The 25,600-nt window shown below is 71.6% G+C and carries 24 protein-coding genes; 8 read left to right on the forward strand and 16 right to left on the reverse strand.

Annotated elements, in window-relative coordinates; translation table 11 throughout:
* Positions 1–17 precede the first annotated feature (17 nt).
* From ACFZB9_RS31465 to ACFZB9_RS31475, 3 genes are all read right to left on the reverse strand, one after another.
* Positions 18–1,010 (reverse strand): GlxA family transcriptional regulator, encoded by a 993-nt coding sequence (locus ACFZB9_RS31465; protein ID WP_391452859.1) that lies wholly within the window; start codon positions 1,008–1,010, stop codon positions 18–20.
* Positions 1,011–1,562: 552 nt separating this feature from the next.
* On the reverse strand, positions 1,563–1,922 hold the full coding sequence (locus ACFZB9_RS31470) for a hypothetical protein (protein ID WP_391452861.1): 360 nt from the start codon (positions 1,920–1,922) through the stop codon (positions 1,563–1,565).
* Between the two features lie 14 nt (positions 1,923–1,936).
* Positions 1,937–3,193, reverse strand: a complete 1,257-nt coding sequence (locus ACFZB9_RS31475; RefSeq protein ID WP_391452863.1) for a helix-turn-helix transcriptional regulator — start codon at positions 3,191–3,193, stop codon at positions 1,937–1,939.
* A 463-nt stretch (positions 3,194–3,656) separates the two neighbouring features.
* On the opposite strand from ACFZB9_RS31475, the gene ACFZB9_RS31480 reads away from it, so the two are divergent.
* The 5 genes from ACFZB9_RS31480 (at position 3,657) to ACFZB9_RS31500 (ending at position 6,373) form a co-directional block, all read left to right on the forward strand.
* Positions 3,657–3,803, forward strand: coding sequence for a hypothetical protein (locus ACFZB9_RS31480; RefSeq protein ID WP_391452865.1), 147 nt, complete (start codon positions 3,657–3,659; stop codon positions 3,801–3,803).
* Between the two features lie 215 nt (positions 3,804–4,018).
* Complete coding sequence (locus tag ACFZB9_RS31485; protein ID WP_391452867.1) at positions 4,019–4,426, forward strand: hypothetical protein; 408 nt, start codon at positions 4,019–4,021, stop codon at positions 4,424–4,426.
* Positions 4,423–5,079: a hypothetical protein gene (locus ACFZB9_RS31490; RefSeq protein WP_391452869.1), complete on the forward strand. Its 657-nt coding sequence runs from the start codon at positions 4,423–4,425 to the stop codon at positions 5,077–5,079. The genes ACFZB9_RS31485 and ACFZB9_RS31490 overlap by 4 nt, the downstream gene beginning before the upstream one ends.
* The gene (locus tag ACFZB9_RS31495) at positions 5,043–5,894 is read left to right on the forward strand and encodes a hypothetical protein (RefSeq protein ID WP_391452871.1); all 852 of its coding nucleotides are present in this window, start codon (positions 5,043–5,045) and stop codon (positions 5,892–5,894) included. Before ACFZB9_RS31490 ends, ACFZB9_RS31495 begins: the two co-directional genes overlap by 37 nt.
* Positions 5,891–6,373, forward strand: coding sequence for a GNAT family N-acetyltransferase (locus tag ACFZB9_RS31500; RefSeq protein ID WP_391452872.1), 483 nt, complete (start codon positions 5,891–5,893; stop codon positions 6,371–6,373). Before ACFZB9_RS31495 ends, ACFZB9_RS31500 begins: the two co-directional genes overlap by 4 nt.
* A gap of 110 nt (positions 6,374–6,483) precedes the next feature.
* Here the strand turns inward: ACFZB9_RS31500 and ACFZB9_RS31505 are convergent, their stop codons facing one another.
* The 3 genes from ACFZB9_RS31505 to ACFZB9_RS31515 form a co-directional block, all read right to left on the reverse strand.
* A complete protein-coding gene (locus ACFZB9_RS31505) occupies positions 6,484–7,005 on the reverse strand; it encodes an HAD domain-containing protein (RefSeq protein WP_391452874.1) in 522 nt (173 codons plus the stop codon).
* 69 nt (positions 7,006–7,074) lie between these two features.
* On the reverse strand, positions 7,075–9,093 hold the full coding sequence (locus tag ACFZB9_RS31510) for a phospholipase D-like domain-containing protein (RefSeq protein ID WP_391452876.1): 2,019 nt from the start codon (positions 9,091–9,093) through the stop codon (positions 7,075–7,077).
* Positions 9,094–9,496: 403 nt separating this feature from the next.
* Positions 9,497–10,450, reverse strand: a complete 954-nt coding sequence (locus ACFZB9_RS31515; RefSeq protein WP_391452878.1) for an AEC family transporter — start codon at positions 10,448–10,450, stop codon at positions 9,497–9,499.
* A 616-nt stretch (positions 10,451–11,066) separates the two neighbouring features.
* On the opposite strand from ACFZB9_RS31515, the gene ACFZB9_RS31520 reads away from it, so the two are divergent.
* Positions 11,067–13,217 carry a hypothetical protein gene (locus ACFZB9_RS31520; protein WP_391452880.1) on the forward strand — a complete coding sequence of 717 codons (2,151 nt, stop codon included), beginning with the start codon at positions 11,067–11,069 and terminating at the stop codon, positions 13,215–13,217.
* Between the two features lie 206 nt (positions 13,218–13,423).
* On the opposite strand, the gene ACFZB9_RS31525 is transcribed toward ACFZB9_RS31520, so the two are convergent.
* The 4 genes from ACFZB9_RS31525 to ACFZB9_RS31540 all read right to left on the reverse strand — a co-directional run bounded on the left by ACFZB9_RS31525 (position 13,424) and on the right by ACFZB9_RS31540 (position 18,297).
* Complete coding sequence (locus tag ACFZB9_RS31525; RefSeq protein WP_391452882.1) at positions 13,424–14,812, reverse strand: S8 family serine peptidase; 1,389 nt, start codon at positions 14,810–14,812, stop codon at positions 13,424–13,426.
* 356 nt (positions 14,813–15,168) lie between these two features.
* The gene (gene fabG / locus ACFZB9_RS31530; protein WP_391452884.1) at positions 15,169–15,927 is read right to left on the reverse strand and encodes a 3-oxoacyl-ACP reductase FabG; all 759 of its coding nucleotides are present in this window, start codon (positions 15,925–15,927) and stop codon (positions 15,169–15,171) included.
* Between the two features lie 13 nt (positions 15,928–15,940).
* Positions 15,941–17,128 carry a thiolase family protein gene (locus ACFZB9_RS31535; protein ID WP_391452886.1) on the reverse strand — a complete coding sequence of 396 codons (1,188 nt, stop codon included), beginning with the start codon at positions 17,126–17,128 and terminating at the stop codon, positions 15,941–15,943.
* Positions 17,129–17,148: 20 nt separating this feature from the next.
* Positions 17,149–18,297, reverse strand: a complete 1,149-nt coding sequence (locus ACFZB9_RS31540) for an acyl-CoA dehydrogenase family protein (RefSeq protein WP_391452888.1) — start codon at positions 18,295–18,297, stop codon at positions 17,149–17,151.
* 134 nt (positions 18,298–18,431) lie between these two features.
* Here ACFZB9_RS31540 and ACFZB9_RS31545 point away from each other — a divergent pair, with 134 nt between their 5' ends.
* Positions 18,432–19,067, forward strand: coding sequence for a TetR/AcrR family transcriptional regulator (locus tag ACFZB9_RS31545; RefSeq protein WP_391452890.1), 636 nt, complete (start codon positions 18,432–18,434; stop codon positions 19,065–19,067).
* Between the two features lie 45 nt (positions 19,068–19,112).
* Here ACFZB9_RS31545 and ACFZB9_RS31550 read toward each other — a convergent pair whose 3' ends face one another.
* The 6 genes from ACFZB9_RS31550 to ACFZB9_RS31575 all read right to left on the reverse strand — a co-directional run bounded on the left by ACFZB9_RS31550 (position 19,113) and on the right by ACFZB9_RS31575 (position 24,899).
* Positions 19,113–20,345, reverse strand: a complete 1,233-nt coding sequence (locus tag ACFZB9_RS31550; RefSeq protein ID WP_391452892.1) for a nitric oxide synthase oxygenase — start codon at positions 20,343–20,345, stop codon at positions 19,113–19,115.
* A 268-nt stretch (positions 20,346–20,613) separates the two neighbouring features.
* Entirely contained in the window at positions 20,614–21,411 is a 798-nt protein-coding gene (locus ACFZB9_RS31555; protein ID WP_391452894.1) for a TIGR03084 family metal-binding protein, read from the reverse strand.
* A 48-nt stretch (positions 21,412–21,459) separates the two neighbouring features.
* Positions 21,460–23,016 carry an AMP-binding protein gene (locus tag ACFZB9_RS31560; protein WP_391452896.1) on the reverse strand — a complete coding sequence of 519 codons (1,557 nt, stop codon included), beginning with the start codon at positions 23,014–23,016 and terminating at the stop codon, positions 21,460–21,462.
* Between the two features lie 104 nt (positions 23,017–23,120).
* Positions 23,121–23,747, reverse strand: a complete 627-nt coding sequence (locus ACFZB9_RS31565; protein WP_391452898.1) for a hypothetical protein — start codon at positions 23,745–23,747, stop codon at positions 23,121–23,123.
* 92 nt (positions 23,748–23,839) lie between these two features.
* Entirely contained in the window at positions 23,840–24,043 is a 204-nt protein-coding gene (locus ACFZB9_RS31570) for a DUF397 domain-containing protein (protein ID WP_391452900.1), read from the reverse strand.
* A complete protein-coding gene (locus tag ACFZB9_RS31575; RefSeq protein WP_391452902.1) occupies positions 24,036–24,899 on the reverse strand; it encodes a helix-turn-helix domain-containing protein in 864 nt (287 codons plus the stop codon). The genes ACFZB9_RS31570 and ACFZB9_RS31575 overlap by 8 nt, the downstream gene beginning before the upstream one ends.
* Positions 24,900–25,132: 233 nt before the next feature.
* Between ACFZB9_RS31575 and ACFZB9_RS31580 the strand changes: the two genes are divergently transcribed.
* A partial coding sequence (locus ACFZB9_RS31580; protein ID WP_391452904.1) for an ATP-binding protein occupies positions 25,133–25,600 on the forward strand: 468 nt, incomplete at its 3' end.

The raw sequence follows: 25,600 nt of genomic DNA on the forward strand, positions 1-25,600 counted from the left end.
CCGGGTGAGCGGAGGGCTCAGGTGGTGGTGCGGAAGCGGCGACGGTAGGCCGCGGGTGTCGTGTCGATCTGCTTGCGCATCGCCCGGTGCAGGGTCTCCACGGAGCCGAATCCGCTGGCGGCGGCGACCCGCTCCAGCGGCTGGTCGGTGTTCTCCAGCAGCCGACGGGCCGCCTCCACCCGGACGGCCTCGACGTACCCGGCGGGACTGCTGCCGGTCTCCTGGCGGAAGACCCGTGCGAAGTGACGTTCGCTCAGCGACATCCGCCCGGCCAGCGCCGCCGCGGACAGGTCACCGTCGAGATGTTCGGCGATGTGGGTCCGCAGCTCCTCGATGTCCCGCCGGGAGGCGGCGGGCCGGCTGAGCGGTACCGAGAACTGGCTCTGCCCGCCCTGGCGTTTGAGGTACATCACCAGCTGCCGGGCCACCGCGAGCGCGACCTGCTCGCCGAGGTCCTCGGCCACCAGGGCCAGCGTCAGGTCCATGCACGCGCTGATCCCCGCCCCGGTCCACACCTGCCCGGACCGGACGAAGATCGGGTCGGCGTCCACCGTCACCGCCGGATGGTCGGCCGCCAGCTGTGCGGCGGTCGACCAGTGGGTGGTGGCCCGCTTCCCGTCCAGCAGCCCGGCCGCGGCCAACAGATGTGCGCCCACGCAGACCGACGCCACCCGCCGGGCCTGCGGCGCGATCGCCTTCAGCCAGGCCACGACGGACTGGTCGATCCGGGCCACCGGCCCCTGGGGACCCAGGTCCACCGCGCCGGGCACCAGCAGCGTGTCGAGCACCCCACCGGCCTGCGCCGCCTCGGTGAACGACAGGTCGGCCACCAGCCGCACCCCGGCCGCCGTGACGACCTCGCCCCGGGCCGGCCCCGCCAACTGCACCCGGTATCCCGCGCGGCCACCGGTCTCCCGGTTGGCCAGCGCGAACACCTCGGCCGGCCCGGTCACATCGAGCAGGTCGACGTCCGGGAAGACCGCGATGACGATACGGCGGGAAGTGGGCATGCCCCCATCGTTGCCGCCGCCCCACGCATCCGCAATGACGCGCTTCTGTCACATCCGGACGCCGCCGTACTCGACGGCCGTCGGTCAGCTCACCTTCGTGATCGAGTCGGTCAGGTAGCCCCCGCATCCGTTCAGGGCATTCGTGCCGGAGACGACCCATCCGCTCGGGACGGGGGAGTTCCCGCAGACGGTGAGATCGCTGCGGAGGTGATGCGCTGTCGGCCGGGTCTGCGCCTGCGCCTGAGAGGTTCATATGAGCCTCCCGGGATCGGTGACCGGCGAGGCTCCGGGTTGTCCGGGGCCTGGGTGAGCAGACCGGCACCGTGGAGAAGCACCGGGGGTGTCTGGATGCCCAGGGACGCCACCAGGCCTGGGTGGCAGCCGCCACCGGCCGATCCCCGGCCCCACCCCCTCGTAGGCCCCAGCGCATTCCCCGCCGAGGCGCCCAAGTAGCACTGACGACAACCCCTCTGCTGACCCAGCCGGCCGCCCTGGATCACCGGAACTGCCCTCCCCGCCCCGGAAGAGTCGGGGAGGGCAGACGCAGACCGCTCAGGAATGGCTGTGCTCGATCGCCTCGAAGATGTCCGCATCAGTCTCCTGCTGCCAGGCGGGCAGGTCGTTCCAGTCAGCGACGTAGCCCGGCTTCGGGTTCTCGATGTGCTTGTGGATCTGAGCAATCCAACACGTCGCGACGAACCGCCCCTTCTGCTCCCGGGTGAGCTTTGACGTATTCCCGCCGCTCACGCTGATGAAGTCGCGGACCTGGCCGTACACGGAGGCGGCGCACTCGCGTTCCCATTCCGGTGTCTTGTCCCATGGGGCGACGTAGCCGGCCTTCGGCTCGCCCGGGTAGTGCTTTGACACGCCCGCGATCCACGCTTCGCGGAAGATCTGCCCGTCAGATGACATGCGTCACTCCTTCGTCAGGCGGCGCTGTCGAGCGCCGAGATCTGCTGGTGCAATGCTGAAGCCCGAGCATCGGCCATGAGCGGGACGAGGCGGCTCTTGACGCCCTCCAACTTCCTCCCGATGTAGCCCGAGCCGGTCTGGCCTGCCAGCTCCAAAGCAGCGCGAGTGTAGTGACCCGCCTGGTCGAGATCGCGGCGTTCGGCACCCAGGGCCGCCAACTCCGCGAGCACCGCTCCCCGACGGCGCAGTGAGAGCTGCTGCGAGAGTGCGGCGGTCAGCGCTTGCTCTGCCAAATCCGGGCGGCCGAGGGCGAGGTAGCAGGTCCCACGCTCCTCGGCGAGGCGTGATCCGTCGAACCGAAGCCAGCCGCCATTGTGAAGCTGCCCGGACAGGTTGTGTACCTGCTCGGCGACGTCGAGCGCGCGTCTAGTCGCATCAAGGTCGCCGAGGCCCGCATGCGCCTCCGCTTGGACCGCCGCCACCCAGTGTCGGGTCGAGAGCTGACTGTCTCCTCGTTCTGCTACCTGAGATGCCGCTGACAGAATCGGAGCCGCGACGGCAAAGCGGCGCTCATAGAGTTCGACAAAGGCATGCCTCGTCAACGCACAGGCCCACATGTCGAAAGCTCGTGCTTCTTTGCTGGCGCTGGCGGCCAGTGTGTAGCAGTGCGCAGCATCGGTGTACCTGTTGGCGTCGAAGAAGATCTCGCCAGCGAGCTGATACAGGTCTCCCACCAGCACACAGAGCTGCTGGCGCGAGGCGTCGCTCTGGCTCTCCCCCAGCCCTTTGGCCAGGAGACCCAGTTGGTGCTGAACCATCGGGTACACGGCCTGCTTGGAGTCGGAGAGGCCGAACACTTTCCAGAGGTACGTGTTCAATTCAGGCCCGGTGTCTGCCAAGGACACAGCCACCCCGGGACGAGACGGGGGCTTGTCGGAGCCCGGCAGGGCGATGAGCGCACCGGTCACGGCGAGCAGGCTCAATACATCGCGGCGCTTCATGTCATCAGTATCACCAGGGGGAGGGCCGGCGACGTAGACCACTGTGCGGTCAGGGACTGGCACCTCTGGTGCGAGGAGGTCCGCCAGCCCTTCAGGGTTGACCCTGAGAACCTTTGCCATCTTGGGGTGTAGGTACGCCTGGGGATCGGTCGCGCCAGCCTCCCAACGGGTAACCGTGGATACCGCTACCCCCAGCTCGTTGGCGAACAACTCCTGACTGTAGCCGAGTGCCCTGCGGCGCTCGGCGAGACGCTTCCTCCTCGGAGCCACGGGAGCCTCCGCTCAGATCGAGAAGCCCGAGGTCAGGCCGGACAGTGCGTTGATTATGCCTGACAGGTGCTCACTTGCCGCTCTGGTTCGGGGTAACTCTTCGGCCGTTCACTGGATGCAGCTACTTCGAGCGGCGAAGGAGGATAGATCGATGGTGAGACGCACCACCCCACGGGTGTACCGCGAAGTCGTGACGGGCCTGGCAAAGAGGGAGTTGGCGGCCTTGCCGGCCGGCTGGGACCCGCTGGACGACTACGAGGCCGCACGGGCCGCCGAGGCCGGCCAGTCCCCGGGCACGCTGCGTCAGAGCGCTGCCGTGCTCTCCACGTGCCTCTGCCGGAGTGCGAGCACCCGCGAGGGGGCGGCGAGTGAACAGTGCAGCGGTCTGGGGTGCGCCGCCCGAGGGCCCCGGACCCGCTGTGGAGTGACGACGCATCAAGGTTGCCGCAGGACGCGCAGGATGATGACGATGATCAGGTGGCGGGTGAAGCGGGCGTGGGACGCCGAGCCGCCCCGCCCGACCCACGCGAAGCCCATCGTCCTCGACCCGCCGTGGCAGCTCGTCTTCGATTCGGAGCCCGACGAGCCCAGCCCGCCGCAGACCCGCTGACCAGCCCACAGACTCCCGCCGTGTTTCTCAGCCGTTCTCACGGCGGGCTCCGGGGCGTGACCTCACGCACCTCGGGCCGCCGCACCGGCCGGCCGGTGCGGCGGCGCACAGCCCCCGGCTCGGTGGAAAGGGCCATCGCCGGGCCGGGGCCGGTACGACCTTGCACCACTGCTCGGCCGTCTGGTCGAGCAGAGCCAACCCGATTGGAGAGGCACATGCACACCGCCACCAAGCCCAGCGTCGAACTGGACGAGCTGGGCAAGTTCTTCACCATCGCCGCGCGCCGGTTCGACGCCGGCCAGGCCGCGCCCCAGATGTTCTCCACCGCCATCGACTCCGCGTGGCACGCCCTCGTCACGGACCCCGACGCCCACCGCGACTTCAGCCTGCACCACGCGGCCCGGGAGCTGACCCACGTCGAGATGACGGGCCACGGGCTCATCGACTGGGTGAGCGCGTACGAGCAGGTGTACGGGCCGCTCCCCGAGATCTGGTTCACCAACGTCGACGGCACCGTGAACACCGAAGCCCTCGCGCAGTACCGGGAGACCGGAACCGTGGTCGCCGAGTGGGACTGCGGTCCCGTCGAGGGCGGCGACGGCGACGGCGTGACCACCAGGTGATCACCGCGCCCCACGACGGAGCGTCCCGGCTGACCGCCGGGGCGCTTCGCCTCACCGAAGCCCGGTCGGAGAACCCGGCCGGCATCGACGTGGGCAGCTACCTCACCGGGCTGTACGAGCACTGCCCCTTCCTCCAGCCCTCCACCGTGCGCCGGATGACCGGGTGGACCGTCTACGAGGTCACGCCCGGCTCCCACCAGTACGCCGTGGAGGCGGAGTTGTTCTACGCCGGTGTCCAGGCCGCGGAATGGGTCCGGCCGCTCATGGCCCGGCCCAACGGTCTGCTGGCGTGCGAGAACGTGGTGATCCTCGGGCACTGTGCGGACGCCGATCACCGCGAGCTGCTGGCGTGGCCGCACTGGGCGCTGAAGAACCTGTATGGCCCTGTCGGCGTGATGCTCGGCAAGTTCGCTCAGGGTGCCGTGGAGACCTCCCGCGCCGGGCGGAGCATCCCGCCGCCGCCCTTCTCGTTCCTCCCGGTACGGGCGGCCGTCCGCCCGCTGGACCCGAAGTTCCTCAAGAACACGCCCGACCTCGCGGCGGCGCTCGCCGTGGCTGACGATGACGGGCGGGACGTGTTCGAGCACATCCCTTGTGAGTGGAAGGCAGTACGAGAATGGGCGAGTTCACTCCCGATGCCGCCGAGGCGCTGAAGGCTGCGGAGGCTGTCTGCGGGCCGATCGCGCTGGAGGAAATCAGCGACCGGCGGGGCTCGGCCGTCTGGAAGGCGACCGGGCCGCTCGCCACGGTCAGCATCAAGATCGGCACCGGGGAGGCCGCCGGGACCACGGCCCGCGAAGCCGCGGTGCTGGACCAGCTCACCGGCTACGCGGTGACCGCCGGCCTTTTCGGCGAGGGCGTTTGGTACGTCACCCCGTGGTTGGCCGGACCGAGCACGTGGCGCGTCTTCCGCCCCGTGCGCAAGGGCGATGGCGGGCGGGACGAAGCGCTCGTTGCTGCGGCCGGGCTGTGCCGCGCGGTGGCCGGCCTCCACGCCGACGGATGGGTGCACGGGGACCTCCAGCCGGAACACGGCATCCACACCGAGAGAGGTAACGTCCGGCTCATCGACTTCGCGTGGTCCCGCAAGCTCGGGACCCCGCTGCCGTGGACGGCCTTCGACGGAACCATGGTCCACCTGACCGCCCCCGAACTGGCCGCCCGGATCTCCAGCGGCCCGCAGCCCGTGGAGACCACGCAGGCCGCCGACGTGTACGCCCTGGCCGGAACAGTCTGGGCCTGCACCACAGGGAACTGGCATCTCGACTACGAGGCCGCCGCGATCGACCGGCGGATCGTCGGCCCCGCAGGGCTCCGCGACGCCATCGCCGCCCGCCGCGTTCCTCTGTCGACGGTGACCCTCTGGCCGGAGTTGCAGGCCGTCCTGCGTGAAGTCCTGCTCTCCGAGCCGGATGACCGGCCCAGCGCCGGTGAACTCGCCGCCCTGATCGGCGCGCTGGACACGTGATCGAACTGCGCGAGCTGACCCCCGAGGACGCCGAAGCGCTCCAGCAGATCTACAGCTCCGAATCGACCGTCTTCCTCGGGCGCGGACCGATGGACGAAGCCGGTGCGCTGTGCTACCTGGCTACCGCGATGGCCGCCGCAGCGCAGACGCCCCGGACGCGGTACATCCTTGGCATCACCGTGCGCGCCGAACTCCTCGGCGTCATCAAGCTCAACCTGGACGCCCCCGCCGCCACGGTCGGCTACGTCCTGCGCGTGGATGCCTGGGGCCGGGGCTACGCCACCGAAGGGGTCCGCACGATCCTCGCCCTGGCCTTCGGCCCCTTCGGTCTGCCGGAGGTCCGCGCCAAGCACCACCCGGACAACGCGGCTTCGGGGCGCGTCCTCACGAAGTCCGGCTTCACCCCCGCCGGCGTGGTCGGCGGGTTCGAGACCTACGTCATCCGGCCGAGTGCGCCTCCGCCCCTCCGGCCGGTTTGAGGCCGGCCCCCGAGAAGGGAGAACACCATGGAACAGCTCTCCTCGTCGCGGCGGTGATCGCCATCGCGGCCAACGGCAGCCGATTCAGGCGTATGGACTCGAACAGGCTGTCACCTCCGGACGCACTGCGCCCGTAGCCAGGCGTCGAGGGTGGCGAAGTCCGTGTCGGTCAGGCCCAGGGCGGGGTCGACCCGGTGGAGCAGGGCCGGGCCGGGGTGGTGGGTGGCCACCCAGTCGCGGTCGGCGTCGGTGAGTTCGTCGTCCACCCAGGCGAAGGCGCGCCCGGCGGCCCAGCCGACCAGGGTGCGGGTCTTCCAGTGCAGGCCGCTCCACAGGTCCTCGGCGGAGGGCTCCAGCCAGTCCACCACTGGCAGTTGGGGCAGCCCGAGCCGCGGGGCGAGGTAGTCGTTCGCATCGGTCGTCCACGCTGTTGCCCACACGAGTTCGCAGGGCAGGGCCAGCAGCCGGGGGCCGTGCGCGGGGTCGAGCCTGGTCAGGAAGGGGTCCGGGTCGTCCCACAGCGGCTCGCTCGGCGCGCCGCCGGTGGGAAACCGCGGTGCCGCCGCGCCGTAGGGCAGCAGGGGGCCGTCGACGTCGAGGAAGAGCAGCGGGAGGCGGGTGGCACCGGTCATTGCGGCACCCTAGCGGAGGGCTCCCGCCTCGACCGTGGAGGCGGGAGCCGGCCTTGCTTCAGCAGTCGCTCACTGGACGTTGATCGCCGTGTCGTCGAGGACGAACGAGGTCTGGTACTCCTTGTCCTCGGTACCGGTGAACTTCAGCGTGACGTTCTGTCCGGCGTAGGCGGACAGGTCGAACGTGTGCTGCGCGTAACCGGTGTTGTGGTCCAGGTTCGAGTAGGTGTGCAGCGTCGAGAGCACCGTGCCGGCGCTGTTCAGCACCTGGACGGAGAGCGTGTCGTAGGCCTTGGTGGTGCTGGTCTCGGCCGTGTCGACGTGCAGCCAGAAGCTCAGCTGGTAGCTGGAGCAGCCGGTCGGGAGCGTGACGGACTGGCTGAGCGTGTCGGTGTGCGCGGTGCCGTAGCCGTCCAGCCAGGCGTCCCAGCTACCGCTGTGCGGCGGCTCGGAGCTGCTGTTGCTGACCACGCCGGAGGAGGTGTTCCACGGGGCCGCGCTACCGGTCTCGAAGCCGGGGTTGCCGAGCAGCTGGGCCGCCGTGCAGGTGCCGCCGCTGCTGGGGTTGACGGTCCAGCTGAAGGTGGTGCTGCCGCTGGCCTGGGTGGAGTCGGTGGCGGTGACCGAGACGGTGCTGGTGCCGGCGGTGGTGGGGGTGCCGGAGATCAGGCCGGTCGAGGCGTTGATCGACAGGCCCGCGGGCAGCCCGGTGGCCGCGTAGGAGAGGGTCTGGCCGGAGGCCGAGTCGGTGGCGCTGACCTGCAGGCCGGCGGCGGTGCCGACGGTGCCGCTCTGCGTGCCGGGGTTGGCCACGGTCACGGTGTTGCTGCCGCCGCCGCCCGGGTTCACCGTCCAGCTGAACGAGGTGGAGCCGGAGGGGCCGGTGGAGTCGGTGGCGGTGACCGAGACGGTGCTGGTGCCGGCGGTGGTGGGGGTGCCGGAGATCAGGCCGGTCGAGGCGTTGATCGACAGGCCCGCCGGCAGGCCGGTGGCCGCGTAGGAGAGGGTGCCGCCCGCGGTGTCGGTGGCGCTGACCTGCAGGCCGGCGGCGGTGCCGACGGTGCTGCTCTGCGTGCCGGGGTTGGCCACGGTCACACCGGCGCTGCTGACCTGGTTGAAGTCGGCGGTGAAGGTCGCCTCGATGCCGTTGAGCACGCCCGGGTCGTTGACGATCAGGCCCAGCTCGCGGTTGTGGTTCAGCGAGTTGTCGGAGAAGTTCTCCGAGCCGGCGAACACCTTCGCACTCGACGTGCCGTAGTCGGCGACGATCGCCTTGGCGTGGACGTAGAAGCCGGTCGAGCTGGTGTAGGTGGTCACCTTGCCGCCGGCGGCGGTGACCTGGTTGAGGTCACTGGTGTAGGTGCTGTTCTCGTTCTCCGCCACTACCCGGACGGTGACGCCGCGCTGCGCGTCCGCGACGATCGCGTTGATCAGCGCGGTGTCGCCGAACTCCTCCTCCTGGACGTCCAGGCTGTGCTGGGCGCCGTTGACCAGGGCCAGCAGCTGGGTCTGCGAGTCGGTGGGCGACCAGACCAGGTCGTCGCCGTCGGAGGGGGTGATCGAGGTCTTCGCGTAGTCGGCGTTGAAGACCTGCTCGATCGCCGCGACGTCGTTGGCGTCGGTGTCGAAGACCCCGTAGTCGCGCGAGGTGGCGTAGTACGTGGTGTCGAAGTTGCCCGTGCTGATGTAGGACTTGGCGCCGTCGACGGTGATCGTCTTCTGGTGGGTGTAGACGAAGCTCGACGAGGAGTAGGTGACCCCGACCCCGGCGGCGGACAGCGCGCTGTAGGCGGCGCTGTTCACCGAGGTCTGCTTGGAGTCCAGGATGACGCGCACCGGTATACCGGCCTTCTCCTTGGCCACCAGGTCGTTGACCAGGGTGGTGTCGCGCAGCTCGTAGATCGTCACATCGATCGACTTGGTCGCCGAGTTGACGAAGTTGTAGATCGCGCTCTCGCCCTGGTCCGGGAGGATGACCAGGGAGTACGTGCCGGTGGCGGCGTGGGCACCGGCCACGGGCATCAGGGCGCTGGCCGCGGCGGTCGCACCGGCGGCGAGGGTGAGCAGAGCACGACGCGTGTGTCTCATTCGGGTCTCCGGACGTAGTCGACGGGGAGTTCCACGCGCGTAGTTCTTGGGGTGCAACGCGCGTAGCACTCAAGTAAGACACAGGCCTGATGGCGCGTGAAGTCTGCGCGCATGACAACTAATTGAACAGCCGGGCGACGGGAGACAGCGTGTGCCGATAATCGGTTTTCATACTCCCGAGGCGGCTGCGAACCTCCGGTGTCGACTGTGCCGAAGGGGCGAAGGAGAGGGGGGACCCGTGCTGCTGCGTGACGTGGACGCGGTGGGTGCGGGTGGTGGTGTGGAGGCGCGCAAGGGCGCGGGGGCGCGTACCTCGGTGTGCGGCCCGGGCGCAGTGTGTGGCCCGGGCCCGGTGTGTGGCCCGGGCCCGGTGTGCGGCCCGGGCCCGGTGGGAGACCCGGGCTCAGTGCGTGGTCGGGGCCAGGGTCCAGTCGATCGCGGAGAGGGTGAGCATCGACAGCAGCGTCGACCAGAGCACCGAGTTGCGCGGCAGTGCGGTGTTCAGGTCGTACTGGCGGGCGTAGATGAAGACGTTCTGCGCGGTGGGCAGGGCCGAGCAGATCACCACGGCGAGCAGCTGGTGCGGAGTCAGGTCCAGCAGCAGGCTGCCGACGGCGAAGGCGACCAGCGGCTGCACCAGGTTCTTGGTGACCACGGCGAGCCCGACCTCCGCGCGCAGCGAGCCGCCCGCCGCGGCGGGGCGGGCGTGCAGCGACATGCCGAGAGTGACCAGTGCGGTCGGTACGCCCGCGCCGCCGAGCAGATCGCAGGAGTGGCCCAGCGCGCCGGGCAGGTGCAGGCCGGTGGCGGAGCAGAGCACCCCGAGGGCGGAGGCCATGATGATCGGGTTGCGCAGCGGCAGTCGCACCAGCCGGCCGAGCCGTTCGGCCCGGCTGCCGTCCGCGCTGGTCCCGGCGTCGAGTGCACCGAGGATGATCGGTGTCACCAGCAGGACCTGGAAGAGCAGCACCGGACCGACGAACGAGGCGTCGCCGAGCACCTGCACCGCCACCGGGATGCCCAGGTTGGCCGAGTTGACGTAGCCCGCCGCCATCCCGCTGATCGCCTGGTCGGCGGGCCGGCGGCCGAACAGCCAGCGTGCGCCGGCCCAGCCGAGCAGCGAGGCGACCAGGGTGCCGGCCGCGAAGGCGAGCATCGAGGCATTGGCGAAGGTGCGCAGCGGCGCCTTGGCCAGCATGGTGAACAGGGCGGCGGGCATCGCGACATGGAAGACGAACCGGCCGAGCACCGCCTCGGCCTGCTCGCCGAGCAGACCGGTGCGGCTGACCAGGTAGCCGACGGCGGTCAGCGTCCAGATCGGCACGAAGCTGGCGAGCAGGGGTTGCAGGGCGTGCATGGGGCTCGCTCCTCGGCTGGTGCGCCAGGCCCGGGGCGACGGGGCCCGGAGGGTGTGGGGACCGCGGCTGCCCGGCTGGTGGCCGGGCACCGCACAGTCAACCAGGCGGCCGGAAGCGGTGGTTCCGCACCCCCGGGCTGCGCCTGCGCGCGCCCGGTCCGTACGCAGCCCCGCGCCGCACCCCTGGGCCTCCGGGCCTCTGGGCCGCACCCTCGCGCCTCTGGGGCGGCCCGCCGGGTCGACCCAGGCCTCTGACGTGGCCGATCCCGAACGGCGGCGCGTCATCCGTGCCGCATCATCCGTGCCGCGTCATCCGTGCCGCATCATCCGTCCCGCGACGGCGGCGGCACCTGCCGGTCACCTCGGCGACACCGACCGCTCGCCAGGCGGGGGTTGGGCACCGGACGGGCCGCCCGGTGCCGCGCCCGGGCCTGGCACCCGGTGCCGCCGCTGGAATGGCGACGCACCCGGCCTGGAATGCGAGGTCGCGGACCCCGTATGGTGGCGCGAAAGGGGGAGCGGTGTGCCAGCCGTGATCCATGGACCGAGATCGCCCAGGGTGGCGGGCGGGTGGTGACCGGCGGTGGCGGACAGTGCATCGATCTCCGGAGCTGCGGTGCCGCCGCCTGACCTGCCGGTGGCCGGACCGCCCGGCGTCGTCGGCCGGCCGGTCCACGGCGGTTACGACCCGGAGCGCACCGCGCCGATTCCCGCGCCGGTGATCGGCGCGGCCCCCGAGCCCTACCGGACCCCGCCCGGCGCCCCGGCAGGCGGCCCGCCCGGCGCCTGGCCCGGTGCCGCCGCGCCGGTCGACCTGGCCCCGACCGCGGTCCTGCCCCCGATCGAGGACGCCGCGTCGGCGCCGTACCGCAGGGGCGGTACCGAAGGCACGGCCATCCTGCGTGCGGTGCTGCCGAGCCCGGCCACGGCGGTGCTGCGTGCGGTGGTGCCGACCGCCGCCGCGCCCGCCGCCCAGACCGGCGACTCCCCGCTGCCCGCGCCCGCCACCACTCCATCAACCGCACCCGCATCCGCGGCATCCGCCGCATCCGCCACACCCGCGCCCGCCGCACCCACCAGCGCTGACGCGCCCGCACCGGAGGCCGCCGGGGAGCAAACGGCCTCCTCCGGCTGGACCGGCACCTTCACGTTGCCGCCCCTGAACGCCACGGCCACCGGCGCGGGGGCCGCCGCCTGGGTCGGCGGCGGCCTGCGCGGCCGCATCCTCGCGGTCGAGGGCGGCTACGGCAGTGCGGGCCGGCGCGGCTGGGGACGCGGCGGGGCGGGGCAGCCGCAGGTGCTCTCCGCGATGCTCGCGGCCGTCGCTCCGCAGACCCTGCTCGCGGCCGAGTCCGTCGACGCCGTCCACCTGCCCGCCGCCAGCGACCCGCAGACCGTCCTCGCCCACCTGCGCGCCGCCTCCCGGCACCCGGGGCCGCTGGTGGTCCACCTCGGCGGCCACCTGGTGGCGGACAAGCGCGGCGCCGGGCTGTACCTGACGCTGCGTGACTCGAAGACCGGCACGATCCGCCAGGACGGACTGGCCTGGTCGGCGATCGCCAGTGAGCTGCGCGCCCGGCCCGCCGAGTGGGACACCCTCGTGCTCGCGGACCTGAGTGCCGAGCAGAGCGCCTGGCCGCTGCTCCAGGGCGGCAGCACGGGACCGTTCACCGAGGGGCTGCCGCTGTGGGCGGTGGTCGGCCCGGACCCGGAGCAGATCGGCACCTTCACCCGCGCGTTGATCGAGGCGCTGCACGGCGGCCGCCCGGGAGCCGGGCAGTTGCTGACGCCGGAGCAGTTGCGGGCCCAGGTCCACTCGGTGCTCCGCCCGGACGTGCTGATCTTCGCCTCGTACGGCCCGGACCGGCCGGTCTTCCGGAACACCGCGCGCCAACTGGGCGGCGAGGCCCGGCCGCAGGCCGCCCCGGCGACCAGTGCGCCCGCCTTCGCGGCGACGGTGCCGTTGCCGCGGCCCACGGCGGACCGCGGACCGGTCTCGCTCGCCAAGCCGGGCGTGCCGCCGACGGTCCGGCCGATCCACCTGGTCACGCTGCTCAAGGCCGACGCGGAGGCGGGCCCTGAGGCCACGCGGTCCGAGCCGGCGGGGGCCCTGACGGCGCCCGACCCGGCCGAGGCCGTGACGGAGCCGCTGCGGCGCCCGCCGGCGGTGGCGGCACTGCTGGACGCCCCCGCAGCCGCGGTCGCACCCGCCGCGGTCGCGCTCGCCGCAGCCGCACCCGGCTCCGCCCCCGACGCCGCACCCGGCTCCGCCCCCGACGCCGCACCCGCCCCCGACGCCGCCCCCGCCCCGCCGCCGGACGACTTCCGCGAGGCGATCGGCGTGATCGTCCGCACCGCCGATGCCGGCGAGCACCAGCGGGCCGCCGACCTCGCCATGGCCCTGGAGGAGCGCGCGGTCGCTGCCCATGGGGCGATCTCCGCACCCGTGTTGATGGTGCGCCAGGTCAGGGCCCATGTCGCCAGGCTGTCGGGCGACCCGGCGATCGCCGCGGAGCTCTACCGGCAGGTGGCGCTGGTGCTGCTGGCCGCCGAGGGTCCGCAGGATCCGGAGGCCCAGCGCGTGGCGACCAACGCCGAGGCCTGCTGGCGGGCTGTGCGGGATCCCCGGCGGGCGGTGCAGATCGGTCCGCTCATCCTGGAGTTGCGGGCCCAGCTGCCGGGCGAGGACGGCCGCAAGCTCCGTTCCTCCGAGCGCTACCTGGCGAAGCTCGAAGCGGCGGCACAGGCGCTGGCCGACCAGCGCTGACCATCCGGCCGACCAGCGCTGACAGTCCGGTCTACCGGTCTACCGGCCGACCAGCGCTGACAGTGCGGTCTACCGGCCGACCGGCGCCGCTGACGCTCCGTCGGCCGAGAACCGAAAAGCACCCGGGTGGGGCACTCGCGAACGAGTGCCCCACCCGGGTGCGTCGTACAGGCCCTGGGTGACCCGGGCCGGCGTCAGCCGGATCCTCAGTGCCCCGCGAGGGTGCGCACGAACCGGTTGGCGTCGATCGTCCCGAGCCCGGAGGCCAGGTCGTAGCCGTTCGTGGCCTGGTAGCCCGTCACGTTGTTCCAGCCGTTGTCACCGGTGGTGACGTCCTGGATGCCGCTCCACTGCGAGGGCAGCAGCGCCATGCCGTACAGGCGCCAGTTGATCTGGCCCAGGCGGTAGCCGGCGCGCTGGTCGGCGAGCGCGACGATGCCGGAGAAGATCGGCGAGGCCTCGCTGGTGCCACCGGTCAGGTGCCAGCCGACGGCCTTCGGGTCGTACGACTCGTAGGTCCAGGCCGAGCCGTCGACGGCGGCGCTCATGCTGATGTCCGGGGTGCCGCGGTGGTCGCCGACCACGTTCGCCACGCCGGCCTGGTACCACGGGCGGTCGAAGATGGCGGAGGTGCCACCGCCGCCCGCGCCGTACGCGTCGTGCCAGACCTTGTCCGGCGCGGTGCGGTTGCCGTTGTTGTCCAGGGTCATCTGGGTGCCGCCGACCGAGGTGACCAGCGGGTCCGAGGACGGCCAGGAGTTGACCTTGTGGGTGTACAGGGTGTTGTTGAGGTCGTCGTCGGTGACCCCGTTGTCGCCGGAGGAGGCGAGCACGGTGACGTTGTGCGCGGCCGCCTCCTTGAAGGCGTAGCGCAGGTCGGTGAGCGACTTGTAGTCACCCTTGTCGAAGCCGGGGAAGGTGTCCTCGGTCGCGCCGAAGCTCTGCGTGATGACGTCGCCCTTGCCCTGCTTGATCAGCGACTGCTCGGCGGACATCATCTCGGGCAGACCGGTGGTGCCCTCGGTCTCCGAGACGCCGGTCTCGACCAGCACGATGTGCGCGCCGGGGGCGATCGCGTGGGCGTACTCGACGTCCAGCGTGGTCTCGCCGGCCCAGCTGGTGTGGTCCGGGTTGTTCGCGTCGAAGGGCGGCACGTTGCCCCACTTGACGACCTCGACGTTGGTGTCGGGGATGCCCCACTGCTTGTCGAACGTCTCCAGGTCGTGCTGGATCGTCGGCGAGCCGAAGGAGTCCACGATGACGATCGTGCGGCCCTTGCCGGTGGTGCCGTCGGCGTACAGCGGGTTGAGGTTGTACGCGTTGCGGTACTGCAGCGGCGAGTAGCAGTGGATGCCGATCTGCGTGACGCAGTCGCTGGTGCTGAGCGGCGCGGTGCGGGCCTTCGAGTCCTGGTGGCCCTCGGACGCGGGGTGCAGCTTGAACGCGACCTTGGCCGGAGCGTCGGCGGCGAGTGCCGTGCCGCTCTGCACCGTGACCATGCCGGTCGTCAGGGCGGTGGCCCCGACGGCGAGCAGCGCGAGGGCGCGGGTGGTCGTGGAGCGGCGGGTGCCCGCGGTGGCGGGGGAGGTGCCCATGGGACTCCTTTGGATGGGGGAGGGAGCTGCCGAGACGCGGGCTCGGCCCGGACATCCCATCGTGTGGAGAGCTGATGAAGCTATAGTCATTTTGGACTCTTGACATTCATCGTGAACATGCCGAACAGTTCCGCGAATACCCTCGCGATTAGCCCGATCGGCGCAGGCCAGAGCGGTGCTCCCATGATCCGACGATTCGTCAAGTATCGGTCAAGAGATGTCGATCGCGATGATCCCGCGCCCCGCTCAGCGGACGGAATCGCCCGCTCTGCGAGCGTCCCGGGACGGGTCGATACCTGTCCCGGGGCGGGTCGATACCCATCCCGGGACGGGTCGAGGGTCCGCCCCGGACCGCCTTACCTGGCCCCGCCGTTGACGTACAGCGTCTGCCCGCTGACGTAGGACGCCTCCTCGCTGGCCAGGAAGGCGACCACCGCGGCGATCTCCTCCGGCCGCCCCGCCCGGCGCAGCGGGGTGCGCGCCGCCACCTCGGCCTGGTGCTCCTCGGGGCTGGAGCCGACGCGCTCGGCGGTGGCCTCGGTCATCGCGGTCACGACGTAGCCGGGGGCGACGGCGTTGACGTTGATGTTGAACGGGCCCAGCTCGATCGCCAGCGTGGCGGTCAGACCCTGGATGCCCGCCTTGGCGGCGGCGTAGTTGGCCTGGCCCCGGTTGCCCAGCGCGGAGCGGGAGCTGAGCGAGACGATCTTGCCGTACTTCTGCGCCACCAGGTACTTCTGCGCGACGTGGCTGCAGTTGTAGGCGCTGGTCAGGTTGACCGTCAGCACCGCGTCCCAGTCGGCCTTGGGCATCTTGAAGAACAGGTTGTCCCGGGTGATCCCGGCGTTGTTGACCAGGATGTGCAGGCCGCCCAGCTCCTCGACGACGCGCGCGAAGGTGCTCTCCACCGCGTCGTAGTCGCTGACGTCGCAGCCGTACGCGCGCGCCGTGCCGCCCTTGGCGGTGATCGCGTCCACGGTCTCCCGGGCCCGCTCGGCCGTCAGGTCGACCACCGCGACGGTGGCGCCGTCCTCGGCCAGCAGGCGGGCGGTGGCTGCGCCGATCCCCTGGGCGGCGCCGGTGACCACGGCGACCTTGCCGGTGAAACGTGACATGTTCTCAGGCTCCTCAGCTGTTCTCGATCAGGACGGCGGTGCCCTGGCCCACGCCGACGCACATGGTGGCCAGGCCCCGCCGGGCACCGGTGCGGCGCATCCGGTGCAGCAGGGTGGTCAGGATCCGGGCGCCCGAGCCGCCCAGCGGGTGGCCGAGCGCGATCGCGCCGCCGGTGGGGTTGACCAGCTCCGGGTCCAGGCCCAACTGGTCGACGCAGGCCAGCACCTGGGCGGCGAAGGCCTCGTTCAACTCGGCCTCCTCCAGGTCCTCGATGCGCCAGCCGAGCCGGGCCAGTGCCTTCCGGGTGGCGGGCACCGGGCCGATGCCCATCACGTCCGGGCTCACCCCGGCCGAGGCCCCGGCGGCGTAGCGGCCCAGCGGCTCCAGGTCGAGCTCGCCCAGCGCCTGCTCGCTGACCAGCAGCAGCGCGGCCGCACCGTCGTTCATCGGGGAGGCGTTGCCGGCGGTCACCGTGCCGCCGGGGCGGAAGGCGGGCTTCAGCTTGGCCAGCCGCTCCAGGCTGGTGTCCTCCCGGATGCCCTCGTCCTGGGTGACCGTGACCCCGTCCGGGCGGCGCACCGGCAGCAGTTCGGCGTCGAAGTGGCCGTCCTTGCGGGCGGCCGCGGCGCGCTGGTGGCTGCGCAGCGCGAAGGCGTCCTGCCGCTCGCGCTCGATGCCGTACCGGCTCGCCACCTCCTCGGCCGTCTCGCCCATGCCGAGCACCCCGTGCAGCTCGTGCATCAGCGGGTTGGTCAGCCGCCAGCCGAGCCGGGTGTCGAAGGTCTGCAGGGTGTGCGGCAGCGCCTCGTCCGGGCGGGGCAGCACGAACGGCGCCCGGCTCATCGACTCGCAGCCGCCGGCGACCACGACGTCCGCCTCGCCCGCGGCGATCGTGCGGGCCGCCATGGTGACCGCCTCCAGGCCGGAGGCGCACAGCCGGTTGACGGTGGCGCCGGGCACGCTCTCGGGCAGCCCGGCGAGCAGCACGGCCATCCGGGCCGCGTTGCGGTTGTCCTCGCCGGCCTGGTTGGCGGCGCCCCAGTAGACGTCGTCGATCCGGGCCGGGTCGAGCGCGGGGACCTCGGCCAGCAGGCCGCGCAGCACGGCGGCCGACAGGTCGTCCGGGCGGACGGTGGACAGCGCGCCGCGCAGCCGGCCGATCGGGCTGCGGCGGGCGGCGGCGAAGTAGACGGGACGCACCTCGGTGGCTCCTCTCCTGATCAGAACGCGTTGACACCGGTCAGCGACCGGCCGATGAGCAGCTTGTGGATCTGGCTGGTGCCCTCGTACAGGGTCATCACGCGCGCGTCGCGCAGCAGCTTGCCGACCGGGTACTCGTCGATGAAGCCGTAACCGCCGAAGACCTGCAGCGCGTTGTTGGCGGCCCGCACCGCGGCCTCGCCGGCGAAGAGCTTGGCCACCGAGGACTCGGTGGCGAACGGCAGCCCGCGTTCGATGTGGTCGGCGACCCGCCAGGTGAGCAGGCGGGCGGCGTCCAGGTCGACCGAGATGTCCGAGATCAGCTCCTGGACCAACTGGTAGGAGGCGATCGGCTTTCCGAACTGCTCGCGCTCCTTCGCGTAGCGCACGGCGGCGTCCAGGGCGGCCTGGATGATGCCGACGCAGCCGGCCGCCACCGACATCCGGCCCTTGGCGAGTGCGGCCATCGCGACCGTGAAGCCCTTGCCCTCGGGGCCGAGCCGGGCGCTGTCAGGCACCCGGACCTCGTCGAAGGAGAGCTCGGCGGTGGCCTGACCGCGCAGGCCGAGCTTGCCGTGGATCTCCCGGCGGGTCAGCCCCGGGGTGTCGGTGGGGACCAGGAAGGCGCTGATGCCCTGGTGGCCCGGGCCGCCGGTGCGGGCGAAGACGAGGGCGACCTCGGCCCAGCTGCCGTTGGTGATGAACATCTTGCTGCCGCTGATCAGCCAGTCCCCGCCCGCGCGCACCGCCTTGGTGGTGAGGTTGGCGGCGTCCGAGCCGGTGCCGGGCTCGGTCAGCGCGAAGCAGCCCAGCGCCTCGCCGGAGCAGAGCCGGGGCAGCCAGTGGCGCTTCTGCTCCTCGGTGCCGTAGCTGTTGACCGACTTGGCGACCAGGCCGAGCGAGACCGAGACGATCCCGCGCACCGCGGAGTCGCCGCGCCCCAACTCCTCCAGCACCAGGCAGTACGCCAGGTGGTCGCCGCCGCTGCCGCCGTACTGCTCGGGGATGGTCAGGCCGAGGAAGCCGAGCTTGCCCAGCTTGCCGACGATCGCGCGGTCGACCGATTCGGCGCGGTCCCAGTCCGCGCAGTACGGGGCGATCTCGCGCTCGGTGAACTCGGCGGCGAGCGCGCGGACCGCGGCCTGTTCCTCGGAGAGTTCCAGGTTCACTGTGGGCCCGTCCTCGTAAACTAGCGCTGCAAGTTTTTCGGACTCTAGCCCGCCCCGGCCCCCTCTGGGAAGGGCGCCCTGCGAGAATGACCCGACCCGCCTGCCCGGCTACCCCGAACGGAGGACCCCCGCCCATGGCCCGGCCCCGCACCCCGCTGCTCAGCCGCGAGCGGATCGTCGCGGCCGCGCTCGCGCTGGTGGACGCCGACGGCCTGGAGGCGCTCTCCACCCGGCGGCTGGCCACCGAGCTGTCGGTCAGCGGCCCCTCGCTCTACAACCACTTCGCCACCAAGGACGAGCTGCTCGACGCCGTGGTGGACAGCGTGATGGGCGAGGTGGACCTGGGGATGTTCGCCGCCGGCGCCGACTGGCGCACCGCGCTGCGCGACTGGGCCCGCTCCTACCGGGCCGCGCTCGCCGCCCACCCGCACGTGGTCCCGGTGCTCGCCCAGGGACCGGGGCGGCGGCCGAACGCGCTGCGGCTGGCCGACGCGGTCTTCGGCTGCCTGGTCGAGGCGGGCTGGCCGCGCGGCCAGGCCACCCGGATCGGCGCGCTGATGCGCTACTTCATCACCGGCTCGGCACTCGGCTCGTTCGCGGCCGGGTTCCCCGAGGACGAGCGGCTGTACGCGGACGACTACCCGCACCTGGGCGAGGCGCACCGGCTGGCCGAGCACCGGCGCGCGGTGGACGAAGGCGCCTTCGAGACGGGCCTCGCGGCGCTGCTGGACGGGCTGGCGCTGCGGTTCGACCAGCTGGAGCGGAACTGACGGACCCCGCCCGGTCAGCTCACTGCGGCTCGGCTCACCGCAGGCTCACCACGGCTCGCGGGCCACGAACGCGGGCCGGGTCGCCGGGTCCACCGCGTCGTAGTAGCGGTGGTAGACCGGCGTGAGCCCGCCCGACACCGGCGGCACGATCCAGCTCCAGTCCGCCGGCGTCTCGCGCCCCAGCCGCTTCTCCTGGGCGATGTGGGTCAGGAACCGCTCCGACTCGGTGTGGTGGTCCGTCATCGTCACCCCCGCCTCCTGGTAGGAGTGCAGCACCGCCCGGTTGAGCTCGATCAGCGCCCGGTCCTTCCAGAGCGTGCGGTCGCTGGAGGTGTCCAGCCGCAGCCACGCGGCGACCTCGGCGAGCATGTCGTAGCGGTCGGCGTCGGCGAGGTTGCGGGCGCCGATCTCGGTGCCCATGTACCAGCCGTTGAAGGGCGCGGCGGGGTAGCGGATGCCGCCGATCTCCAGGGTCTGGTCGCTGATCGCGGGGACGGCGTACCAGCGCAGGCCCAGCTCGGCGAACCAGGGGTACTCGGGGTGGCGCAGCGGCACCTCCAGGGTGCTGTCGTCCGGCAGCTCGTACCAGCGCGGCTGCTCGCCGGCCCGCTCCTGGACCAGCAGGGGCAGGATGTCGAAGCGGCCCTCACCCGGCTTCCAGCCCAGGTCGGCCGCCCTGGCCGCGAGCTGGCCGCCCGCCGGGTCCCCGGTCCAGCCCCCGGCGCCGTCCGGGTAGCCGGCGTAGCGCACCAGCTGGGGGCTGACGATCCGGGCGGCCGGACGCCCGGGGCGGTCCGGCGCGAAGACGCTGATCACCGGGCGGATCCGGCCGCCGTTGGTGGCCACCCGCAGGTGTTCGAAGCACTCCTCGGCCAGCTCGTCGGCCGAGGAGACCTCGCGCAGGTCGCGCACCACCAGGCTGCGCCAGTAGAGCCGGCCGATGCAGCGCGCGGAGTTGCGCCAGGCCACCTTGGCGCCGAAGGCCAGCTCCTCGGGGGTGTGCCGGTAGGTGCCGGTGCGGGCGATCTCGTCCAGCACCTCGCGCTCGCGCTGCACCGGGTTGCCCGCGCCCGGCAGCTCGGCGTGGAACTGCCGGACGAAGGCGCTGGCCTGGTCGGGGTCGGTGAAGGCAGGGGTGAAGAGGCTCGACGGCGTGCGCCGGGCCTGCCCCGGGACGGTCTGGCCGGCCGGCCCGCCGTGGCCCAGCGGGCAGCCCGGCGCGAACGCGGCCGCAGGGTCGGGAACGGGCTTACGGGTGCGTATCCGGCTGAAGATCACAGAAGGCGTCCTTTCCGCCCTAATGGATAGCGGAAGCGGCAGCCCGGCGGTCGGTTGTGACCGATTTCCGCACAGATTCCTCGCGCGACACGCTAGGCTTCCCCCTTCTCGTGTGGATCTTGTGTGGAGCGGCGACCGGCTGCCCCGACCGCCCGTGCGCGGCCGGGGCCCGGCCGACGCCCGGCCGGGGTCCGGTCGGGGCTCGCTCGGGGTCCGGTCGGGGCCCGGTCGCTCAACTGTCGTTCCGGTGAGTACTTCTGACGTCCCATCAGCCCTGCTGCGGCTCCCGGCCCGTGCCGGGCGGCCCGGCGAAGACCTGCGCGATCGGGACCCACGCCGTCGCCACCGGCCCGGTGACCCGCAGCGCGAGGTCGTCCGGGTGGCGCCGCTGGGCGACCAGCAGGCAGAAGTCCAGCGCCGGACCGGCGATCCGGTCCGCCGCCCCGGCCGGGCCCCAGGACCACTCCTCCCCGTCCGGGCCGGTCAGCTCCACCCGCACCGGTTCGGAGGGCACCGCCAGCCCGTGGGCGGAGAAGGCGAAGCCCAGCGTGCGCACGCCCAGGTGCGCGATGTGCCGCAGGCGGGCGGTGGGCTTGCGCTCGACGCCGAGGGCCTGGGCCACGTCGTCGCCGTGTGCCCAGGTCTCCATGATCCGGGCGGTGGCCATCGAGGGGGCCTTCATCGGCGGGCCGAACCACGGCAGGCGGGTGTCCGAGGACACCTCGGCCAGTGCCGCCAGCACCTCGCGGCGCCCCAGCCGCCAGCGGGCCAGCAGCTCGGCCGGCCGCAGTGCGGCGCCGATTGCCGCGCCGTGGTCCACGATCCCCTCGAACTCCGATGGTCCGGCCAGGAGTTCGGTGGCCGCCGGATGGAAGCCGGCCGGGTCGCGCACCGAGCGCAGGGTCCAGTCGTCGGTCCAGGCCAGGTGGGCGATCTGGTGGGCCACCGTCCAGCCCGGCGCGGGCGTCGGGGTGGACCAGCGGTCCTCGGGCAGGTCGGCGACGAGGGCGTCCAGTTCATCGCCCTCGTCCCGCAGATCCGCCCACAGTGCGGCGACGTCCGTCATCTGGCATCCCTCTCTCCGTCGGTGAACGATATGGTCGGTGACGATACGTCAGTTGACCGCGCGCTCGCGGCCGGTCCAGTACGGCTCGCGCAGCAGGAACTTCTGCAGCTTGCCCGTGCTGGTGCGCGGCAGGGTCTCGCGGAACTCCACTCTGGTGGGCGCCTTGTAGCCGGCCGCCCGGGCCTTGCAGTGCGCGATCAGGGCGGCCTGGTCGACGGACTGGTCGGCGGACGGGTCGGCGGTCAGGCCCGGCTTCAGGACGACCAGCGCCAGGATCGTCTCACCCCACTTCTCGTCCGGTATCCCGATCACCGCCACCTCGGCGACGGCCGGGTGGTCGTAGAGCACGTCCTCCACCTCGATCGAGCTGACGTTCTCACCGCCGGTGATGATCACGTCCTTCTTCCGGTCGGAGATGGTCAGGTAGCCGTCGCGCAGGGTGCCGCCGTCCCCGGTGTGGAACCAGTCGTCCCGCAGCGCGGCCGCGGTCTCGTCCGGGCGCTCCCAGTAGGAGTCGAGCACGGTGCTGGAGCGGACCAGCACCTCGCCCTCCTCGTCCACCCGCAGCTGGGTGCCGAGCGCCGGCGCACCGGCCCGGACCAGCTTCTCGGCCCGTTCGGCGGGCGCCAACTCGTCCCACTCGGCGCGCGAGCGGTTCACCGTCACGAGGGGGGCGGTCTCGGTCAGGCCGTAGATCTGCATGAACTCCCAGCCCAGTTCGCTCTCCACGCGCTGGACCACCGAGGTCGGCGGGGGAGCGCCGGCCACGACCATCCGCACCCGGTCCCGGCCGGGGACCGGCCCGTCCCACGCCGCCGCCGCGTCCAGCACCGCGGCCACCACGGCGGGCGCCCCGCTCAGGAGGGTCACGCCGTGCCGCGCCACCCGGCGCAGGATCTCGGCGCCGTCCACCTTGCGGAGCACGATGTGCTGGGCGCCCAGGCCCGTTACTCCGTAGGGCATGCCCCAGCCGTTCGCATGGAACATGGGGAGGGTGTGCAGGTACACATCGCGATCGTTCAGGCCGAAGTGCAGGGCCATCAGGGTGGCGTTCAGCCAGTTGTTCCGGTGGGTGAGCCGGACCCCCTTGGGGCGGGCGGTGGTTCCGCTGGTGAAGTTGACCGTCGCGGTGTCGTTCTCGTCGACGGCGTAGCGCACCGGCGCCTGGTCGAAGACGTACAGCTCGGCGTCGGTGGCGGCGCCGATCACCCGGCGGTGGGCGCACTCCACCCCGGCCAGCGCCTCGTCCAGCTCCGGGTCGACCAGCAGCAGGTTCGCACCGCTCTGCTTGACGATGTAGGCGACCTCCTCCGCCTTCAGACGGAAGTTGATCGGCACCAGGACCCGGCCGTAGCCGCTCACCCCGAAGAACGAGGTGAGCAGCCGGGCCGAGTTCTGCGAGACGATCGCCACCCGCTCGCCCCGGCCGATCCCCAGCCGGTCCAGCCCAGCGGCCTGCGCCCGGGCCAGCTCGGCCATCCGGCCATAGGTCAACTCGCCCCAGGCGGCGGCGGGCTGGTCGGGTTCGTCGATGACCCCGATCCGGTCGCCGTACACCAGCTCGGCCCGGTCCAGGAAGTCCATGATGGACAGTGCGGTCTGCATGCCGCCACTGTGGCCTGAGTGATCGCCTGTGCGCCAGACCCCGGTGCTGCCGTGGGGCTCCACGTGCCGGAATCTCCGGGGGCGCGCGGCGGCCTTGACCGGCGTCAGTCGAACTCCGCCCAGATCAGGCACACGACGGTGCCCTCCTCATCGCGCCCGACGTAGCCGTTGCAGGTGGCGGCGTGCGCTGCGAGGAAGACGAGCGCATTCGCGCCGGTCGCGGGGTCGATCAGTTCGTCCAGGACCGGAACCGTCTGTCCGCTTGCCACCAGCCCGCGTATACGGGGCTCGGCGTAGTCCGCGTAGTCCTCCGCGGCCGCTTCGCCGAGGGTGATGTCGCGCCGCTCCACGCCGGTGAGTGCGAAGACCCCCGACCAGGGGTCCAGGTGAGCGAAGCCGTCGCTCTCGCACGAGGCCGCCGCGACCTGCTCTGCGGTGACACCGGCGGCGACCACGGCGACCGCGGTCACCCTGGGTCCGTATTCCTCGTCACACTCGTCCGGCGCTTCGATACGGTCGTCGACCGCGGCGTAGACCGGGTGGCGTCCGGCCGGTATCTCGTCGAAGTGGAGGAACTCGGACGTGTCGAGAGCGCTCAGGCAGATGTTCGGGGTTGCCACCACAAGCTCGCCGGCCGCGTGGAAAACCCCCGTGTACGGAACGTGCGAGTCGCCGAAAGGCGAGGTGAAAGCACGCGTGAGCGTGGCGTGCAGTGCGTCGTGCATGTTCATGGTCCGCAGCATGCCAGTCGCGACCGACACCGATCCGGCCGGGCCCCGTCCGCCCTGCTCACAGCGCCTCAGACGGCGGGGCCGCCCTCGGGTCAGCCGGTGAAGTCGGCGTGGTGGTCGAACTCACCGTCCTTGACGCCCTGGAGGAACTTGGCGAATTTGATGGGGGTAGTGCGCATGATGACGTCGCCGTCGTCGGACTCGCGGAGCTCGACCAGCCCGTTGACGGTGCGTACCTCGACACAGGTGTTGTTTGCAGCGGTGTAGCTGGACCTCTGCCACTCGAACCTAGTCATTCTTGTCCTTTATTTCTTTCCTGACCGAGCGGATGAAGTCTCGCGATTCGTCCTCTGACAGTGCGGCGGACGCGATGCGCTCAAGGATCACGCGATAGCTTGCCAACTGAACTGGGGAGTCAAAGAGATGGGACCCGTGTGATGAATCGGCCTGAGCTGTGTCGAGCTCTGGCACGGGCCCCTGCGCATAGGTGAGGTTCTCGCTGGGGCCGGGGAAGTGCTCGGTGTCGAAGGGCACGACTCTCACAGCGATGCTCGGGTGCTCGGAGTCTCCGACCAGGGAGTCGAGCTGCTCGGCGAGTACTTGAGCTCCGCCGTACCGGATACGCAGTGCGGCCTCGTGAATGAGTGCCGAGTATGGCGCCTCACCAGATCGGACAAGTCGCTGCCGCTGTAGACGGAAGGCTGTCCTGAGGTCGGCCTCATGCTGTGGGAGGGGCGGGAAGCCGTGCTTGAACATGGCACTGGCGTAGGAACTCGTCTGCAGCAGACCCGGCATGGAGACAACGGTAAAGGTGGTGATCCTCGTCGCATGGCCTTCGATTTCTGCCACATCGAGGAAGTCGGCTGAGAGGACTTCTCGGTACTTCTCCCACCAGCCCTTCCCGCGATCTGTGGCCATGGCGGCCAGGGCATCGACGAGCGGTTGGCTGGCGCACTTGCAGGCGGCTGCGATAGTCCGAAGCCGGTCTGCACTCACGCTCGACTTCCCGTTCTCCAACTGGGTCACCTGAGCGGGACTCACACCGAGTGCGCGGGCGAGCTCACTGCCACCGAGCCCGGCTTGCTCTCGCATCCTTCGCAACTCGGCGCCCAGGCGGCGCTGGCGAAGCGTTGGGTTGTGGCGACCGGGCATGGCTTCCTCTCGGCGATTGGTCTGATCAGTGTGCCGTGCCTGCCACGGGCGGGGCCAACCGTCACACGGAAGAGGGAACTTCCTCGGATCTACTTAAACTTAAGTTGCGGTGCGCGCTATGGTCGATCTCACATCGATCCAACGGATCGTCAGTAACACCTGCCACCAGCGCAGTGGACACACTCCTGCCCCCGCGCCGCATCACCGCGCAGTCACACCACGGAGGTCTCCTCATGTGTACCTTCACCCTGCCCACATCGCCCCAGCCGCCCGACTGGTCCGCCGCCCGCGAGGAGCTCCGCTCCCTCATGCTCGCCGCCGGCTGGCCCGCTGATCTCATCGGCGATGCCGAACTCGCCCTCCACGAGCTGTTCGTCAACGCCTGGAAGCACGGCGGCAGTCCCGCGCCCGTCGTGGTCGTCGTGCTCCTCGCCGACCGTGCCCTCCGCACGCTCCGCGTCTCCGTCGCCGACGACAGCCCGACCCTCCCCAGGCCGCGCATCGCCGCCACCGCCGACCCGTACGAACTGTCCGGCCGTGGCCTGCACCTCGTCCAGGCGCTCACCCACCGCTTCGGCGCCGCCCCGCGCAAGCACGGCGGCAAGGCGGTCTGGTTCGAGTGCGCCCTGAAAGCGCCTGGTTGTATTCCCGGTAGAACCGGGAGGAATTCGGAGGTTATTCCTGGGTCCAATGGCTTACCT

Origin of the sequence: Kitasatospora sp. NPDC008050 (assembly GCF_042957465.1) — a bacterium.
Classification (GTDB): domain Bacteria; phylum Actinomycetota; class Actinomycetes; order Streptomycetales; family Streptomycetaceae; genus Kitasatospora.